Source organism: Rufibacter sp. XAAS-G3-1, assembly GCF_013623775.1.
In the GTDB taxonomy this organism is placed as follows: Bacteria; Bacteroidota; Bacteroidia; order Cytophagales; family Hymenobacteraceae; genus Nibribacter.
In genome coordinates this window covers 349,550-365,728 of record NZ_JABFAM010000007.1, presented here as the reverse complement: position 1 = coordinate 365,728, position 16,179 = coordinate 349,550, and the positions used below count along the sequence as shown (strand labels likewise).

The window sequence follows — 16,179 nt, the reverse complement described above, 5'->3', positions numbered from 1 at the left end:
AAAACGGAATCTACCAGATATGCACGCGCTGGGCGTCTGGGCGGTACATTTTGTTGCCCGGGCCGCAGCCGAAGGCTTTGTAGAACTGCGGCATGTTGGACAACGGCCCGTTGATCCGGAACATGGCCGGGGAGTGCGGGTCGGTCAGGACCTGCTGGCGCAAAGCGGCGGGGGTAGAGTTGTTCCGCCAGATCTGGGCCCAGGCCAGGAAGAAACGCTGGTCTGGGGTGAACCCGTCAATCTTGCCTACGTTTTTGCTGGCGATGGCTTTCTGCAGGGCAGAGAACGCGATGTTCAAGCCCCCAATGTCGGCAATGTTCTCGCCCATGGTCAGCTTCCCGTTCACAAACACGCTGTCTAAGGGCTGGTAGGCACTGTACTGGCGGTCTACCAGGTCGGTGCGCTGCTTGAATTTGGCTTTGTCCTCGGCCGTCCACCAGTCACGCAGGTTGCCTTCCTGGTCAAACTGGCTGCCCTGGTCGTCAAAGCCGTGGGTGAGTTCGTGCCCGATTACCGCGCCCATGCCCCCGTAGTTCACGGCATCATCGGCTTTGGGGTCAAAGAACGGCGGCTGCAGAATGCCGGCGGGGAACACAATCTCGTTCATGCTGGGGCTGTAGTACGCATTTACGGTGGGCGGGGTCATGCCCCACTCGGTGCGGTCTACCGGCTGGCCCAGTTTGGCCACGTTGCGGCGGTAGTTCCACTGCGCGGCGTTCATCATGTTCTGCAGGTAAGACGTGCGGCTGATGTCAAGTCCCGAGTAGTCCCGCCACTTGTCTGGATAGCCGATTTTCACGGCGAAGGCATTCAGTTTGGTGAGGGCCTGCTGTTTGGTAGCCTCGCTCATCCAGTCCAGGTTCTTCACGTGCTCTTGGAACGCCGAGCGCAGGTTGTTCACCATCTCCAGGGCTTTGGCTTTCGCCTCTGGCGAGAAGGTCTTCTCTACGTAGGCCTGGCCCAGGGCTTCGCCGATGGTGGCGTCTGTGGTGCCCAGAATGCGTTTCCAGCGCGGCTGCATTTCTTTGGTGCCGTTCAGGAATTTGCTGTTGAAGTTGAAGCTCTCCTGCACAAACGCCATGGGCAGGTAATTGGCGGTACTGCGTACCAAGTGCCAGCGCAGATAGGTTTTCCAGTCGGCTACCGGCACAGCGGCCAGCATGGTGTTCGCTTCTTTGAAAAAGTCAGGCTGAGCCACAATCATTTCGGTGGCTGCTTTCGCGTTCAGATGGCCCAGCAGAGAGTTCCAGTTGAAGTTGGGGGCCAGTTTCTGGACTTCGGCAATGCTCATCTTGTTGTAGGTGGCGTACGGGTCGCGCTGCTGCACGCGGCTCATGGAGGCTTTGGCCAGGCGGGTTTCCAGGGCTACCACTTTGGCGGCGCTCTGCCGGGCCTTGGCCTCAGAGTCGCCCAGCAGTTGGAACATGCGGCCCACGTGGCGCCCGTATTCCTCCAGCACGCTTTTAGAGCGGGCATCGGTGTTCAGGTAATAATCCCGGTCGGGCAAACCAAGGCCGCCCTGCCGAATGCTGGCAATGTGCCGGGAACTGTTCTTCCGGTCTTGGCTTACCCCAAACCCAAACAGGGCGCTGCTGCCCAGCATTTTCTGGCGGGCAATGGTCTGCAGCAAGCTTGCGCGGTCTTTGATGGCGTTGATACGGTCTAACTCAGGTTTGAGCGGCGAAATGCCCGCCCGTTCAATTGCGGCCGAGTCCATGCCGGCGGCGTAGAAATCGCCCACCATTTGCGAGCTAGACCCTTTAGGCGCATTGGTTTGCGCCACCGCGGCATCTACCACCGCCCGCAATGCGGCGTTGTTGTTATCCCTGAGCTCGTTGAAACTCCCCCACCGGCTTTCTGCCGCCGGAACCGGGTTGTTTTTCAGCCATCCGCCGTTGGCGAATAGGTTAAAGTCCTCGCAGGGCGACACGCTGCGGTCTAGGTTGGCCATGTTCAGCCCCACGCCCTTCACCTCCGGCTCAGACTGACTTACCGCGGCCGTGTCTGTAGTGGCCGTTTGCTGCACGGCTGGTTTAGAGCAACCGGCTGCCACTACCCCACTCAAGGCAGAGGCCAGCCAAATTAGATTACGTTTCTTCATAGGTTCTTTGATTGACAATACGTTAGCTCAAAAGCATCTTTCTTGCTAAGGCAATATAAAACAGCCTCGCGCTTATTACAAACAAACGATAGTAAAACTGCGCAAGAACCATTCACGGAACTTACGCCATCCTGCCAGCAAGTCTAGAGTCTCGCGCCAGTTTTTTTATTGGTTCAGCCTGCCATGGCGCCCGCTCCAAAGACCTTGTAGTGTCTTTAGACCTACGAGTGTCTGCGCCAATGCCGTTTGGGGCCTGTTTTCCGCAAAAAGACCCTTAAACGGCAGGCAACGCGTTAGGGCGAAGGGCTATGATCTGTTTCGCGCCACTCATAGAACGTGGCAAAGGATTTAGGCCGCAACGGCAGGTTCATGTGCCGGGCGTACACCAACGTAAAACAGGCCCCAAAGAAAAAGATCATGGCCGAATAGAAGATGAACAGCAATAGCACCACAATGGAACCGGAGGCCGCGTAAAGAGAGCCCAGATCACTGTTCACCAGAAAACGCGCCAGCACCATTTTGCCTAGCAGAAACAACACCGCCGTCACGGCAGCGCCTACCCACACCGCCCGCTTGGGCATGTGCGCGAAGGGCAGAAAACGGAATATGATGGCAAACCAGGTGGCTTCCACCGCAAACCCTAAAATGCGGTTCAAAACCCGGAGCAGGTGTAGCTGAAACTGCTCGTCTACCAGCAGGTAATGGTCATTGAGGAAGGCCAGCGAGGCGTCTAGCACCAGGAAGGCCAGAAACAGCAAACCGCTGGAAAGAATAATGAGCAGCGCCCTAAACCTATTGCGCAAAGCCCTTTTCAGATGCTGGTGCCCGCGTACTCTTATGCTCCAGAGTTGGTTCAGCGAGTTCTGGATCACGGTGAACAGCGTGGTGGAGACAAACGTCAGAAACAGAAAGCTGAGGACAGCGGCCCACCCGTTGCCCTGTAAGTCCAGAAAGTTGGTGAGGATGAGTTCTATCTGGCCAGCCACCTCTTCGCCCACCAAGGCGGTCAGTTTCTCAAACAACTCGCCGGTAATCAGGGCATCGTTGAACAGCACCCCCAGTAAAGAGATCACCAGAATGAGGGTGGGCGGCAGCGCGAACAAGGTAAAAAATGCTACCGAAGAAGCCAGCCGCAGCGGGTCGTTCTCCCGGAACAACTCAAGAGCGTTTCTGAAAAGCCGTGCGAGGGGCTGCACTCTGGGAAGGATTTGGGAAGGCATACGAGCAAGCATCTCGCCCCAATACGTAAAACCACGTTTATGGGCTGATTTTTAGAAAAGAAAGCAAAGACATTACAGATGCCTCCTTTGGGATTGCGCTGGAGCTGGCATCAGGTCAACTAGCTAGAAGTATTGTTTGAATTTTAGCCAGATACTCGTTAGAACTAGCTATATTATTACTCATAACATTGACTTTGATGTTTCTATTAGAGAAGCTAAATCTATTCGCAAAAAATAAACTTTCGATTACAGGCAGAAAGTAGGATTTGTATAATAATCTAGGCATCTTATTTTAAACCAAGCAACTATCATTGCATTGCCAAAATTTATTATTCAATAAAAAATCAGAAAAGGGAATTTATTGCGTTGACATATATTAAGCACAGAAGTACAAGAAAAAAAAGACTTTCAGAACTACTTAAACTCATAAATTAGGGGGCAATGAAGACTCTTGAGGAAAGCAAATTTTGGAGATTCCCCAATAGAATTAAAGGTTTAAAGTTTGTAATTGACTCCAAACCCTAATGATTGAAAAGCATTTACCCCTTTTATGTCTTTATTGTTATTGTTAATTATTATCACTTCCCCAAATCCGTCGAACCTTTTGTTTAAACGGTAGTTTAGGCCAAGTCCAATAGTAAGAAATGAATTCAGCCCAGAGGTGCTGCTGGAAGAAGTTGTTATAGCATTTCCTTGCTTTTCGGTTTTGTTCAAGCTAATAGACCCGAAAGCGGGAATCAGCGATGCTGACCCGAAAACCTGTAACCGCTTATCTGAATTAGAAAAAAAACTGCTGTAGTGTTATGGGAAATAATATTGCCTTTGTTTTTGAATATTCATGGTATTGTAAAAGGTCTCCGTTTGAGTTGACACTTTCAGTTCCGCGGTTTAGGCTGTTAGCTCCATAACTTATCCCAATTTGAATGTTTGTACTTCTAAAGAGACGGCAACCTAAATGGAGAGATGGAATAGCGACGAAACTTCCAGAAGAGGGCTCTTTTTGTTTATTATATAATAAGGTATGAGACGTGGTATTCAACCTAAAGCCTATATAGAATTTCCTTTCTAAAAGACCCGGAGAAGAAAGTTCCTGTGCGGATGCTCCTGTGCTAACTAAAAGAACAAGTAAAACAAATCTAAGGGTTGTATTTGCTTTCATGAATTTATACAATAAAATTAAAATTACATAATAAGCTATATTATTTGAGGTGCAATTTCCGAGAATAGATAAGCAAAAAATGCTACCGAAGAAGCCAGCCGCAGCGGGTCGTTCTCCCGGAACAGCTCAAAAGCGTTTCTGAAAAGCCGTACTAGGGGCTGCACTCTGGGAAGGATTTGGGAAAGCATACGAGCAAGCATCTCGCCCCAATACGTAAAACCACGTTTAAGGGCTGATTTTTAGAAAAGAAAGCGAAAACAGGGCATCGGGCAGAAGTAAAATCCGCGTCTGGTTACAGCAGTTCCTGGGCCGGATCCCAGAAGAGTTTCTCAAAATCCTGCACCTGGTCGTCTTTGATGGTGATGCCTTCGCGCTCCAGGTGCTGCTGCATGGCATTGAACGACTCAAAATGCTGTTTGCCCGTGAGCAGGCCGTTGCGGTTGACCACGCGGTGCGCCGGAATGGGAACGCCTTGGTAGGTATGCGAGGCAATGAGCGCCCACCCCACCATCCGGGCAGAGCCCTTCGCCCCCAGGTAAGACGCAATAGCCCCGTAAGAGGTCACCCGCCCCGGCGGAATCAGTTTCACTACTTCGTAGACATCCTGAAAAAAGTTGGTTCTTTTCTCAGAGGCATCAGCTTTTGGCATATGTTTTGCATTTAACCTCCTCTTATGGAGCCCGGTACGCAGAAATATATTTTTTGTGTACCGGGCGTTAAACCTTCGGAGCGTTTTTAGGTCTAATTTCTAAAAATAGCCTAAAAACGCGATACATTTACTTTCTGCCGTGGTGTTTCAAGGGACATTGCTTCGTTTGCACGGCAGTTCCTTGCCATTTATACTAGCCCCTAAACCTGAGTTCGGAATGAAGAACATGCCCCTTCCCCTGGTACTAGCCTCGCCTTCTGGCAGCTTACCACCGCCTACCCCTTTGTCAGAACCCACGGCCACCTCAAGGTTCTTTTCCCTCCCAGACAGTTCTCTTCGTTAGAGGCAAATTCTAAGTAAAGGGGCCGTAAACGCATTTGCTGGCGCACCTCTTTTCCCGGGAAGGAACCTACCGCCTATGGCCGGGGGTTAGAATAGCTGCCCATGGGCAAGTTATAGTTAAAACAAAATCCTACCAACCACCTGTTTCACTACAAAAGAAAGAGTTTAGTATTACCATTCTATGAAAATCAAACACATTGTCTATGCGCTGCTCATCATTGGTTTAGGGGCCCTGGTGTATTACCGGATCAACAGTAACAAAGAATTAGCCGGGGCCAGTGGCCCGGGCGGCGGAAGAGGGCCGGGTGGCCCCGGAGGCGGAGGTGCCCCGGCCATGCGGGTAAGCGGCATAGTGGCTACCCCGCAGGAGTTTGCCAATTCCCTTTCGGTGACCGGTTCCATTGAAGCCAACGAGCAGGTAGAAGTAAGGGGCCAGGTTTCTGGCCTGGTACGCGCCATCAATTTCCAGGAAGGCAGCAACGTGCGCAAAGGCCAGGTGCTGGTGAAGATTGATGATTCTGAATTGCGCGCGCAGTTAGCCCAGGCCCAGACCAGACAAACGCTGGCCTCTGAAAACGAAAGACGCGCCCGCCTCCTGCTGGAGAAAGAAGCCATTAGCCGCGAAGAATATGACGTGGCCCGCGCCGAAATGAAAACCGCCCAGGCCCAGATCCAACTGGTGCGGGCGCAACTGGCCAAAACCTCTATCACGGCCCCGTTTGCCGGTAAAGTAGGGTTACGGGCGGTGTCTGTGGGAAGTTACCTGTCACCAGAGACCATAGTCACCAACCTGGTGAGCATCAATCCCATCAAAATCACGTTTGCCGTACCAGAGAAATACGCGGGCCAGGTAAAGCTGAATACCCAAATCACGTTCACCGTGGCCGGCACGCAGGACAAATACACCGCCAAAGTGTACGCCATTGAGCCCAGCATTGAAGCCTCCACCAGAACCTTGCAACTACGCGCCCGCGCCGACAACTCCAGCGGTGCTCTATTACCGGGTTCTTTCGCCAACATTCAGTTACCATTGACGGTTATCAATGACGCGCTGCTGATCCCTACCCAGGCGGTAGTACCGGTACAGAACGGAAAGAAGGTATTTATTGCCGAAAACGGCAAAGCCAAAGAAGTGATGATTGAGACCAGCACCCGCACCGAGAGCGATTTGCTGGTGACCTCTGGCCTGAGCGCCGGCGATACCGTGTTAACCACGGGTGTCATGTCCCTGAAAGCAGGAAGCCCAGTGCGCGTAGCCCTGGCCAAAGAACAAAAAATGTAGTTTACAAGATGAGTTTATCCACCACAAGTATAAAACGGCCCGTCTTCACCATCGTGCTCAACCTGCTCCTCATGTTGTTTGGGGTAATTGGGTACACGTTCCTGGGGGTGCGGGAATATCCGTCTATTGACCCGGCCATCGTGTCGGTGCGCACCACCTATTCTGGGGCTAACTCAGATATTATTGAGTCTCAGATCACAGAGCCGCTGGAGAAAGCCATCAACTCCATTGACGGGATCAGAAACATTTCGTCTACTTCCAACCAGGGCTCCAGCAACATCAACATTGAGTTCAACCTGGAGAAAAACCTGGAAGAGGCCGCCAATGACGTGCGCGACAAAGTATCGCAGGCGGTAAGAAGCCTGCCCGAGGACATTGACGCGCCGCCGGTCGTTTCCAAAGCCGATGCCGACTCTGAGCCTATCATCACCATGACGGTACGCAGCGCCAGCCGTGACGCCTTGCAGCTCTCTGATTACGCTGAAAACGTGATTTCGCAGCGTCTGCAAACCATACCGGGCGTGAGTAGCATCCAGATCTGGGGGCAGAAGCGGTACGCCATGCGTTTATGGCTAGACCCCATGAAACTGGCCTCCTACGGCCTTACCGTGGGCGATGTACGCACGGCCCTGAACCGCCAGAACGTAGAACTGCCCACCGGTAAGGTGAGCGGCAGCAACACGGAACTCACCGTGAGAACCCTGGGCAACCTGTCAAACGAAGAGCAGTTCAACAACCTCATCATCTCTTCCCAAGGCGAAACCATTACCCGTTTCAGTGACATCGGCCGGGCCGAACTGGGGCCGGAGAACCTGGAAACCAAGATGACCGAGTCTGGCGTGCCCATGGTGGGCATGGCCATCATTCCGCAGCCGGGCACCAATTACCTGGACATTGCCGGTAACTTCTATGACCAGTTTGAGAAGCTCAAAACCGACCTTCCGCAGGACTTGCAGTTAGACATTGTGATGGACAACACCCTGTTCATCAAACAATCAGTGATTGAGGTGGCCGAGACCATCCTTATTTCCCTGGTGCTGGTGATCCTCATCATTTACCTGTTCTTCCGGGACTGGGGCATCGCCTTCCGGCCGTTGATAGACATTCCGGTTTCCTTGATAGCCACGTTCTTCATCATGTACCTGGCCGGGTTCTCCATCAATGTATTGACCTTGCTGGCCATTGTACTGGCAACCGGGCTGGTGGTAGATGACGGGATTGTGGTCACGGAGAACATCTACAAGAAAGTAGAGGAAGGCATGTCTCCTATTGAAGCGGCCGTCAAAGGCTCCAATGAGATCTTTCTGGCGGTAATCTCTATCTCCATTACCCTGGCGGCGGTGTTCTTACCGGTCATCTTCCTGGAAGGCTTCGTGGGCCGCTTGTTCCGGGAGTTTGGGGTGGTGATTGGCGCGGCCGTGTTGATCTCGGCGTTTGTGTCCCTGACCTTGACGCCAATGCTGAACGCCTACCTGATGAAAGGGGGCGAGCAGAAGAAATCTAAGTTCTACAACTGGACAGAGCCTTTCTTCCAGAAAATGAACAGCGGCTACGCCGAGGCCTTGGCCGGGTTCATGAAGCATAGATGGCTTAGTTTCCCCATTATTGGGGTTTGCCTGGGTCTGACAGTGCTGTTCTACATGAACCTACAGAAAGAAACCGCTCCGTATGATGACCGCAGCATGCTGCGCGTTTCGGCCACGGCCCCAGAAGGTGCTTCCTTTGAGTACATGGAACGCTTTATGGAAGAACTAACCCAGCTGGTAGACGACTCTATCCCAGAGAAAAGCGTGAACCTGGTCATTACCTCTCCCGGGTTTGGCGGTTCTGGCTCAGTGAACAGCGGGATGATGCGCTTGGCCCTGAAACCGCGCGAAGAACGCGAACGCTCCCAGAAGGAGGTGGCAGATCATTTGTCTAAAATGGTGCGCCGCTACCCAGAGGCCCGAACCAACGTGATTCAGCAACCCACCATCTCGGTGAACCGCCGGGGCGGTCAGCCTATCCAGTACATCATTCAGGCCCCTAACTTCCAGAAACTGGAGGAGAAAGTCCCTGAGTTCATGGAAGCGGTCAACAATGATCCAACCTTTGTGATGCCCGATGTGAACCTCAAGTTCAACAAACCAGAGATCAACATCACCATTGACCGCGAGAAAGCCCAAAGCCTGGGCGTGTCAGTGATTGACGTAGCCCAGACCTTGCAGTTATCATTGAGCGGTCAGCGCTTCGGGTATTTCCTAATGAACGGCCGCCAGTACCAGGTCATGGGCCAGTTTGACCGCCCAGACCGCAACGACCCCATGGACTTGACCTCCTTGTTCGTGCGCAGCTCTACCGGCCAGTTGGTGCAGCTAGACAACGTGGTAAGCATGGAAGAACGCAGCAGCCCGCCGCAATTGTACCACAACAACCGGTACCTGTCGGCCACGGTGTCAGCAGGGCTGGCCCCGGGCAAGAGCATCGGCGACGGTATTGAGGCCATGGATCGCATCAGAGACCAGGTGCTGGACAAAACCTTCTCCACCGACCTGGGCGGCGAATCGCGGGACTTTGTGGAAAGTGGGTCAAATACCATGTTCGCCTTCGGGTTGGCCCTGTTGCTGATCTATTTGATCCTGGCCGCGCAATTTGAAAGCTTCGTGGATCCGTTCATCATCATCCTGACCGTACCCATGGCAGTAGCCGGAGCCATGCTGTCCTTGTGGCTGTTTGGGCAAACCTGGAACATCTTCAGCCAGATTGGGACAATCATGCTCATTGGTCTGGTAACCAAGAACGGTATCTTGATTGTGGAGTTCGCAAACCAGTTGCGGGAGGAAGGCAAGTCTAAGATGGACGCTATTCTGGAAGCTTCTGAAGCCCGTCTGCGCCCAATTCTCATGACCAGTTTGGCCATCGCCCTGGGTGCCTTGCCCATTGCCCTGGCCTTGGGTGCCGCGGCCCAAAGCCGCATGGGCATGGGGGTGGTGATTGTGGGAGGCACCATTTTCTCCCTCGTGCTTACGTTGTTCGTGATTCCGGCCATCTACTCTATGTGGTCTAAAGAACGCAAACACCACCCAGAGTTTGACCACATTGAAGAGTACGAGAAAGCAGTGGCCCACTAATTATTTGTCTGAACGAAATCCTTTATGTTACAAAATAGATTTGGTCTCCTGAGCCTTTTCCTCCTCACCCTGTTCCTGGGGGCCAGCGAGGCAAAGGCCCAGGAAATCCTGACCCTTGAAGATGCCGTCAGAATTGCCCTGGAGCGTAACTATGACATCAAGCTATCTGCCAATGATGCGCGCATTGCTGAAAACAACGTGAGCCGCGGCAACGCCGGCATGCTGCCCAACGTGAGCGGTACCTTAACGAACAACAATACCCTCCAGAACAGCTCCCAGACCAGGTCTGATGGCCAGGTGAACGAGGTAAGCTGGGGACAGGGCTCCAGCCTGAACTACGGTGTGGGCCTGAACTGGACGGTTTTCAACGGATTTGCCATGTTTGCCCGGTATGAGCAGTTGCAGGAGTTGGAGAAATTAGGCGAAGCGAACCTGAAGTTAACCATTCTAACCCGCGTGGGCGATGTGACGAGCACGTTCTACGAGCTGGTGCAGCAACAGCATCAGCTTAAAGCGTATGACACGGCCATCTCCCTCTCCCGCCTGCGGGTGACCACCGCCCAGAACCGGTTTGAGATTGGGCGGGCAGCCCGGCTGGAAGTTCTGAATGCCCAGGTAGACTACAACACAGACACTACCAACTTTTTACGCCAACAGGAGCTGTACCGCAACACGCAGATCAGAATGAACGAGCTGCTAGTACGTGATGTGAACATCCAGTTTAGGGTACCAGATGCGATCACAATTGATGACCAACTGACACTGGAAGGCCTGTCTTCTCAGGCAGCCCAACTGAATCCGTCCCTCAAAGCCGCCGTTCTGAACCGCAGAATTGCCGAACTGGACGCAAAGCAGGTAAGAGCCAACCGTTACCCGGTGGTAGGGGTGAATACGGGTTACAACTTTAACCGGAACCGCTCTGCCCTGGGTTTCTCTACGCTCTCCACGGGGAACGGCTTGACGTACGGCGTTTCCGCCTCATTGCCTATTTTCACGGGTTTCAACCAGCGCCGCCTGGAGCAGAACGCCAACATTCTCATCAACAGTGCCCAGTTGCAGCTTGAGCAGGTAAACCAGAACATCAACGCGCAGCTCGCCTCGGCCTACCAGACGTACCTGACCAACCTGAGTTTGGTGCGCTTAGAGGAGAACAACCAGCGCATCGCCCGCCAAAACCTGGACATTACCATGGATAAATACCGGTTAGGCAGCATTACCACCGTAGAGGTACGCGACGCGCAACTGAACTATGTGAACGCCACCGTGCGGTACAGCAATGCCCTGTATCTGGCTAAAATTGGAGAAGTAGCCTTAAAAGAGATTGCAGGTACGTTAACTCTGTAAGGCCCTCTTGTTGCTTAAAACCGTTTAGGGGCTGTTTTCGTAAAAACAGCCCCTAAACGGTTCTGCTTTTTAGACGAATGGGAAAGCAGAACTACCCCCTCTGAGGAGGGGAATTTTATCAGTCCTTCCCTCCTTTGTCATCTTGGAAAGATCTTGCGGGCGAACGGTAATCGCGCTTACTACAAGGCTTCTCTAATTTGTTCATAAGATCTTGCCAAGAAGCTGTTTAGAGTTTTCAGGCTACTTTTATAAAAGTAGCCTGAAAACGACGGTACAAGCATCTGCATGCGACAGCGTACAACTAAACCTCTTGTTTTTGGCCTGTTTTCATAGAAATAGCCTCAAAACAAGAGTATAACCGGATGCTTGCCCCAGAGGAATTGTTTTAAATACCGGTGAATGAAAACTCTAAACAGGTTCCAAGATGACAAAGAAGGAAAGCAATGTTCTTTTCTCAATCATGGGAAAAGACGAGAAGGAAACTCGGTTTACCGCCTCTTTTTTGAAAATTAAGCCCTAAACGGCAGTTCTCTCAGGAAGGCTTTTGGCCACTAACCGCCTTCATCTGCTCCCGCAGTTGCCTCACACGGTCTTCAAACAAAGCGGGCGTTTCCTCCTTCACTACCACTTCCGCAAACAGTTCCATCAACTCCGGTTCATGGGTGGCGCGGGCGGTTTTCCGGACGTCTATGTACACCAACTTCGTCCAGAGCACGGCTTTCAGTTTCTCCTTTTTCTCGTCAAACATGAGGTGCTCCACCAGCATGCTGGAATCGGTGACCTGCCTAATGCTGGTCTGGATGGTCACCAACTCCCTTACCACGGCGGGGTTCAGGTACACAATCTGGTTTTGGCCCACCACCCAGGAGCGGCCGGTCTTCCGGAAGTAAGCGTGAATGTCCAAGCCGTACGCGGCTTCTACCTGGTCTTCGCGCTCGTTCTGGAAATAGTTGAGGAAGGCGCTGTTGTTCAAGTGCCCAAACGGATCGCAATGGTCGAAGCGGATGCGGGTCTGGCTTTCCAGTACCGAGGGCTTGGGAGAAGTGGTTTGGGGTATCATAGTTTCAAGTATGTTTTAGGGGCGATTTTCTGAAAAGAGGATTAAAACGAACCCAGTTCCTGTTGGAGCCAGCGTTCCAGTTGGTCTAGCACGGTCTGTAGCGGTTTTTCCTCACCGTAGGCTTTGGCCAATAGAATGCCGCCCTCCACGCTGGAAATGAAGAACGTGGCCATGGCAGAAGTATCGGCGGAGGCCCGAAAGGCTCCCTGCGCTTTGCCTAACTCCAACAGGTTCCGGACACCTTTGTGCAGGCGGTTCAAAACGTGCACCACCCGTTCATGCAGGGCTGGGTGGTTGTCATCGGCTTCTACGGCGGTGTTGAGCAGGGGGCAGCCGCCCGCAATGATGGGGTTGGTGAGGTAGGTGCGGTAAAAGCTGAGCAAGGCCCGTAACCGCTCGCCCGCTTTCTCATACGGCGCAATGGCGCTGCCCACCCGGTCAATCAAGGTCTGCGCCACAAACTCGAAGGCCGCCACGGCCAGTTCCTCTTTGCTGGAGAAATGCCCGTACAGGCAGCCTTTGGTCACGCCGGTGGCCTGCATCAAGTCTTGGTAAGAGGTTCCCGCAAAGCCTTTCTGGTTGAACAGCTCCGCCGAGCGCTCAATGATCAACCGGCGCGTACGCTCTGATTTGGTGGGCTGGGCTAATTTCATGGGGCAAAATAAACCAAATGGTATATTACTTCCTAGAATTCCCAGGAAAGAATCTTACGTGCATTTTATCTACGGGAAAATCGTAGAACCGCCTCGCCTATTCTCCACGACTGGCGCAGGCGTCCGTTTCTTATGTTTTTGACCTACTTTCTCAAAAATCAGTCAAAAACCGACAGGGAAATGTGGGCATCAGTTTTTTGCTCCTTTCAGAAAAACAGCCCTAAAAGGTCATGGTCTTAAATTGAAAGAGGCAAGCATTGTACATGCTTGCCTCTTTTAATGACACTCCACTTTCTCTGTTTACTTTGCCAACAGCCCGTCTAAGGTTACCGCCACGTAGTACAGTCCGCCAATGGTGGGCCCGGCGGCATATTGGATGTAGCGTTGGTTGAAGAGGTTGGTGCCCCCCGTTTTGATGGTGATTTTGCTTTCCGGCACCCTAAGCGAGACTTGGGCATCTACGGTGCTGTAGCTTGGCACGGTTCCGTTGGCCAGCGGGCTTTCCCACAGAAAAGAATCCTGCCAGCGCCACACCACGTTAAAGCCCAGGTTCTTCAGAACTTCGCGGTTCCCAATGGACACGTTGGTGATCCAGTTGGGCGTGTTGAAGGCCGTCACGAAGATGTCTTTCTCCTCATTGGTTTTGATGGCATTGTAGTTCACGTTCCCAGACAGGGTGAATTTCTGGTAGAAGTTGTAGGTAAGTCCCAGCGAAGAGCCGTAGTTGTTGTACTTGTTTTTGGCATTGGTGTACACGCGGTAGCGGGTCTGCTGCCCGGTGCGGTTAGCGGCCAGCATGGCAATCACGGCTTCGTCGGTGCCCACCTGCACGGTATTGCTTTTCGGCACCGCTACTTCCACCTGCCCTAAAAAGCCGTCGTACACGTTGGTGTAAGCGTCAATGTCCAGCACCAGTTTATTGTCAAACAACACGCTCTTGTAGCCCACCTCAAAAGAGTTGATCTGCTCCGGCCGGGTGGCCGATAAGCTGGTCACCTGCAACACCTCGCGGTTTTTCAGGGCGGCTTCGTTGGTGGTTAAACCGGCGGTCACGTCTTTGTTCACGGCGGCGTTGAAATCGTTCACCGAGGCCAGCGTGTAGGAATTATCTAGGTAACCCAAGCCTTCGTTGATGAACGGCAAGCCCCCTACCCGGCGCACGTTTCCGTTGTTCACGTAAGAAACCGCCTCAAACAGGGCCGGAAAACGGAACCCGTTCTGGTACGATACCCGGAAGTTGTGCGACTCAGACAGCGTGTACACGGCCGCAATCCTCGGATTGATTTTTGGGTCAAACTCGGGGTTGTAATCTACCCGCAGGGAGCCGAACACCTTTAATTTATCGGCCAGGAACGTCTTAGTCACCTGCGCGAACGCCCCGAATTTCTTGTAGTACACGTTGTCTCCGCCGGGCTGCGTGCGCTGTTCAATGGGCCGGGTGAAATCCACGAAGTTGTTCCCGTCTGGGATGACCTCATACACCCGGGCATCGGCGCCCACCAGCACGTTGGCAAACTTGATCCGATCCGCGAAATCCCATTGGGCATCTGTGTGGTAAAGGCGGCTTTTCTGGGTGAGCAAAGCGCCGCCGGTGGCCGGGGCCCCTGGAATCACCTTGCCATGATCCCAGTTGTTGATGCCCCTGATGGTGTTCTTCAAGGCATTGAATGCCGGGGTTCCCGGCTCTACCCTACCGACATCGGCGGCTTGCCGGGCCAATTGCATGGCAGTGGCCAGATCTGTTCCGGCGCTCAGTTGGGTTTGCAGAACGGTCTTGAATTTAGCGCCCCACTCGCTGTTAGCGCCGCCGCTGGTGATGTCCAGGTTGTCTACCATGGGCTTCACGTTGTACGAGTCGCCGGTATTCTCAATGGACAGGTAAGACCGCAGGAAGTAATTGGCTCCCCGCAGTTCTAAGCGGTGGTTCTGCACCACCACGTTGTCTAACTGAATCTTGTTGCCACGCTGGAACACGCCATCCATCTTGCCAATGCGGTAACCGTAAGAAAGTTCGGCGTTATCACCAAGGCGGTAATGCAGGGCGGCATCAACCTTCAGGTTGTCTACCCTGGGGCTCACAATGCCTTTCTCCCAATATCCGGTTCTACGCACCAGAAAGGTCTGGTTCTTGCCACCGTAGGGCACGCCACTGATGGTCACGGCATTGTTGTTCTCGTCGCCGTACTTGTTCCAGGCATCATAGGCGGGATTGTTGGCTCCGGCCAGTTCCGGAAAAGATGGGTTGGCGGTATTCAGGTGGTTGGGGTTCTGGTCAGTGGTGGTGTTGGAGCGCCAGTCGGTGCCGTTCATGTAGCTGGCGTTGATCTTGAAAGCGAACTTGTCCTTTAACACTTTAGCGTACCGTACGGCAAACTCAGACAAGATGCTGGGCTCGGCGTCAAGGCCGTCTACGTGGTTCACGCCGGTTTTCTGGTACACGCTCAATCCCTGGTACAGGAAAGGACTTTTGGTGATGAGGTTGGCCATGCCGTTGATGGCGTTCATGCCGTACAGCGCCGAAGCCGCGCCCGGGGTAATCTCCACGCTTTCAATGTCCAGTTCGGTGGGCCCGATGGCATTGCCCAGCGGAACGCCCAAAGTGGCCGCCTGCATGTCTACGCCATCCACCAACTGCATGAACCGGAAGTTATTGGGAATGTTGAAGCCACGCGTATTGGGCACCTTAAACGTGAGGCTACTGGTGGTCATCTGCACGCCTTTCACGTTCTCCAGGGCATCATAAAAGCTGGGGGCGGGCGTTTCCTTGATGGCCCTGATGTCCAGTTTCTCAATGGCCACCGGCGATTTCAAGATGCTTTCCTCTACGCGGGAGGCGGTCACCACCACTTCTTTCCCCAGCAGGGTTTGGGTGACCAAGGCAATGTCCAGCCGGGAACCGGGCTCGGTGATGGCAAACTCCTGCGGCTGAAATCCCACCAAAGAAACCACCAGCGTAAACGGAAACTTCAAGCGGGTTTTAAGGGTGAAATCACCGGTGAGGCTGGTGGCGGTGCCGGTCACGGTGCCGCGCACGTACACACTCACCCCGGGCAAGGGTTCTTTGCTGGCTTGGTCGGTTACCCGGCCGCTGATTTCCACCAGATTGGTTTCCTGCGCGCGCAGGACTGCCAGAGGAAGAAAAAGGAAATGAAGGAGAAGTAAATATTTTGGTTTCATGGAATGATGTCTTGTAAAAATAAAGAAGGGAAAAACGGGTTGAAGGCGATTAGCGGCAACAACAACAGCCAAAGCCAGAGAA

The 16,179-nt window shown here is 53.1% G+C and carries 10 protein-coding genes; 3 read left to right on the top strand and 7 right to left on the bottom strand.

Translation table 11 applies throughout. The features are described from left to right. Positions 1-10 precede the first annotated feature (10 nt). The 4 genes from HHO50_RS10005 to HHO50_RS09990 all read right to left on the bottom strand — a co-directional run bounded on the left by HHO50_RS10005 (position 11) and on the right by HHO50_RS09990 (position 5,129). Positions 11-2,101: a M13 family metallopeptidase gene (locus HHO50_RS10005; protein WP_181305872.1), complete on the bottom strand. Its 2,091-nt coding sequence runs from the start codon at positions 2,099-2,101 to the stop codon at positions 11-13. A 293-nt stretch (positions 2,102-2,394) separates the two neighbouring features. Further along, positions 2,395-3,297 (bottom strand): YihY/virulence factor BrkB family protein, encoded by a 903-nt coding sequence (locus HHO50_RS10000; protein WP_181305871.1) that lies wholly within the window; start codon positions 3,295-3,297, stop codon positions 2,395-2,397. Between the two features lie 802 nt (positions 3,298-4,099). Next, the gene (locus tag HHO50_RS09995; RefSeq protein ID WP_181305870.1) at positions 4,100-4,480 is read right to left on the bottom strand and encodes a hypothetical protein; all 381 of its coding nucleotides are present in this window, start codon (positions 4,478-4,480) and stop codon (positions 4,100-4,102) included. Positions 4,481-4,772: 292 nt separating this feature from the next. Next, positions 4,773-5,129, bottom strand: coding sequence for an MGMT family protein (locus HHO50_RS09990; RefSeq protein ID WP_181305869.1), 357 nt, complete (start codon positions 5,127-5,129; stop codon positions 4,773-4,775). A gap of 523 nt (positions 5,130-5,652) precedes the next feature. On the opposite strand from HHO50_RS09990, the gene HHO50_RS09985 reads away from it, so the two are divergent. From HHO50_RS09985 to HHO50_RS09975, 3 genes are read left to right on the top strand one after another with little or no spacing between them, the layout of a single operon-like run. Then, positions 5,653-6,753: an efflux RND transporter periplasmic adaptor subunit gene (locus HHO50_RS09985; protein ID WP_181305868.1), complete on the top strand. Its 1,101-nt coding sequence runs from the start codon at positions 5,653-5,655 to the stop codon at positions 6,751-6,753. 8 nt (positions 6,754-6,761) lie between these two features. Then, positions 6,762-9,863 (top strand): efflux RND transporter permease subunit, encoded by a 3,102-nt coding sequence (locus HHO50_RS09980; protein WP_181305867.1) that lies wholly within the window; start codon positions 6,762-6,764, stop codon positions 9,861-9,863. Positions 9,864-9,887: 24 nt separating this feature from the next. Then, entirely contained in the window at positions 9,888-11,207 is a 1,320-nt protein-coding gene (locus tag HHO50_RS09975) for a TolC family protein (protein ID WP_181305866.1), read from the top strand. Positions 11,208-11,739: 532 nt separating this feature from the next. Here HHO50_RS09975 and HHO50_RS09970 read toward each other — a convergent pair. The 3 genes from HHO50_RS09970 to HHO50_RS09960 all read right to left on the bottom strand — a co-directional run bounded on the left by HHO50_RS09970 (position 11,740) and on the right by HHO50_RS09960 (position 16,097). Further along, positions 11,740-12,267, bottom strand: coding sequence for a thioesterase family protein (locus tag HHO50_RS09970; protein WP_181305865.1), 528 nt, complete (start codon positions 12,265-12,267; stop codon positions 11,740-11,742). Between the two features lie 41 nt (positions 12,268-12,308). Then, entirely contained in the window at positions 12,309-12,920 is a 612-nt protein-coding gene (locus HHO50_RS09965; RefSeq protein ID WP_181305864.1) for a TetR/AcrR family transcriptional regulator, read from the bottom strand. 300 nt (positions 12,921-13,220) lie between these two features. Further along, the gene (locus tag HHO50_RS09960; RefSeq protein ID WP_181305863.1) at positions 13,221-16,097 is read right to left on the bottom strand and encodes a TonB-dependent receptor; all 2,877 of its coding nucleotides are present in this window, start codon (positions 16,095-16,097) and stop codon (positions 13,221-13,223) included. Positions 16,098-16,179: the final 82 nt, after the last annotated feature.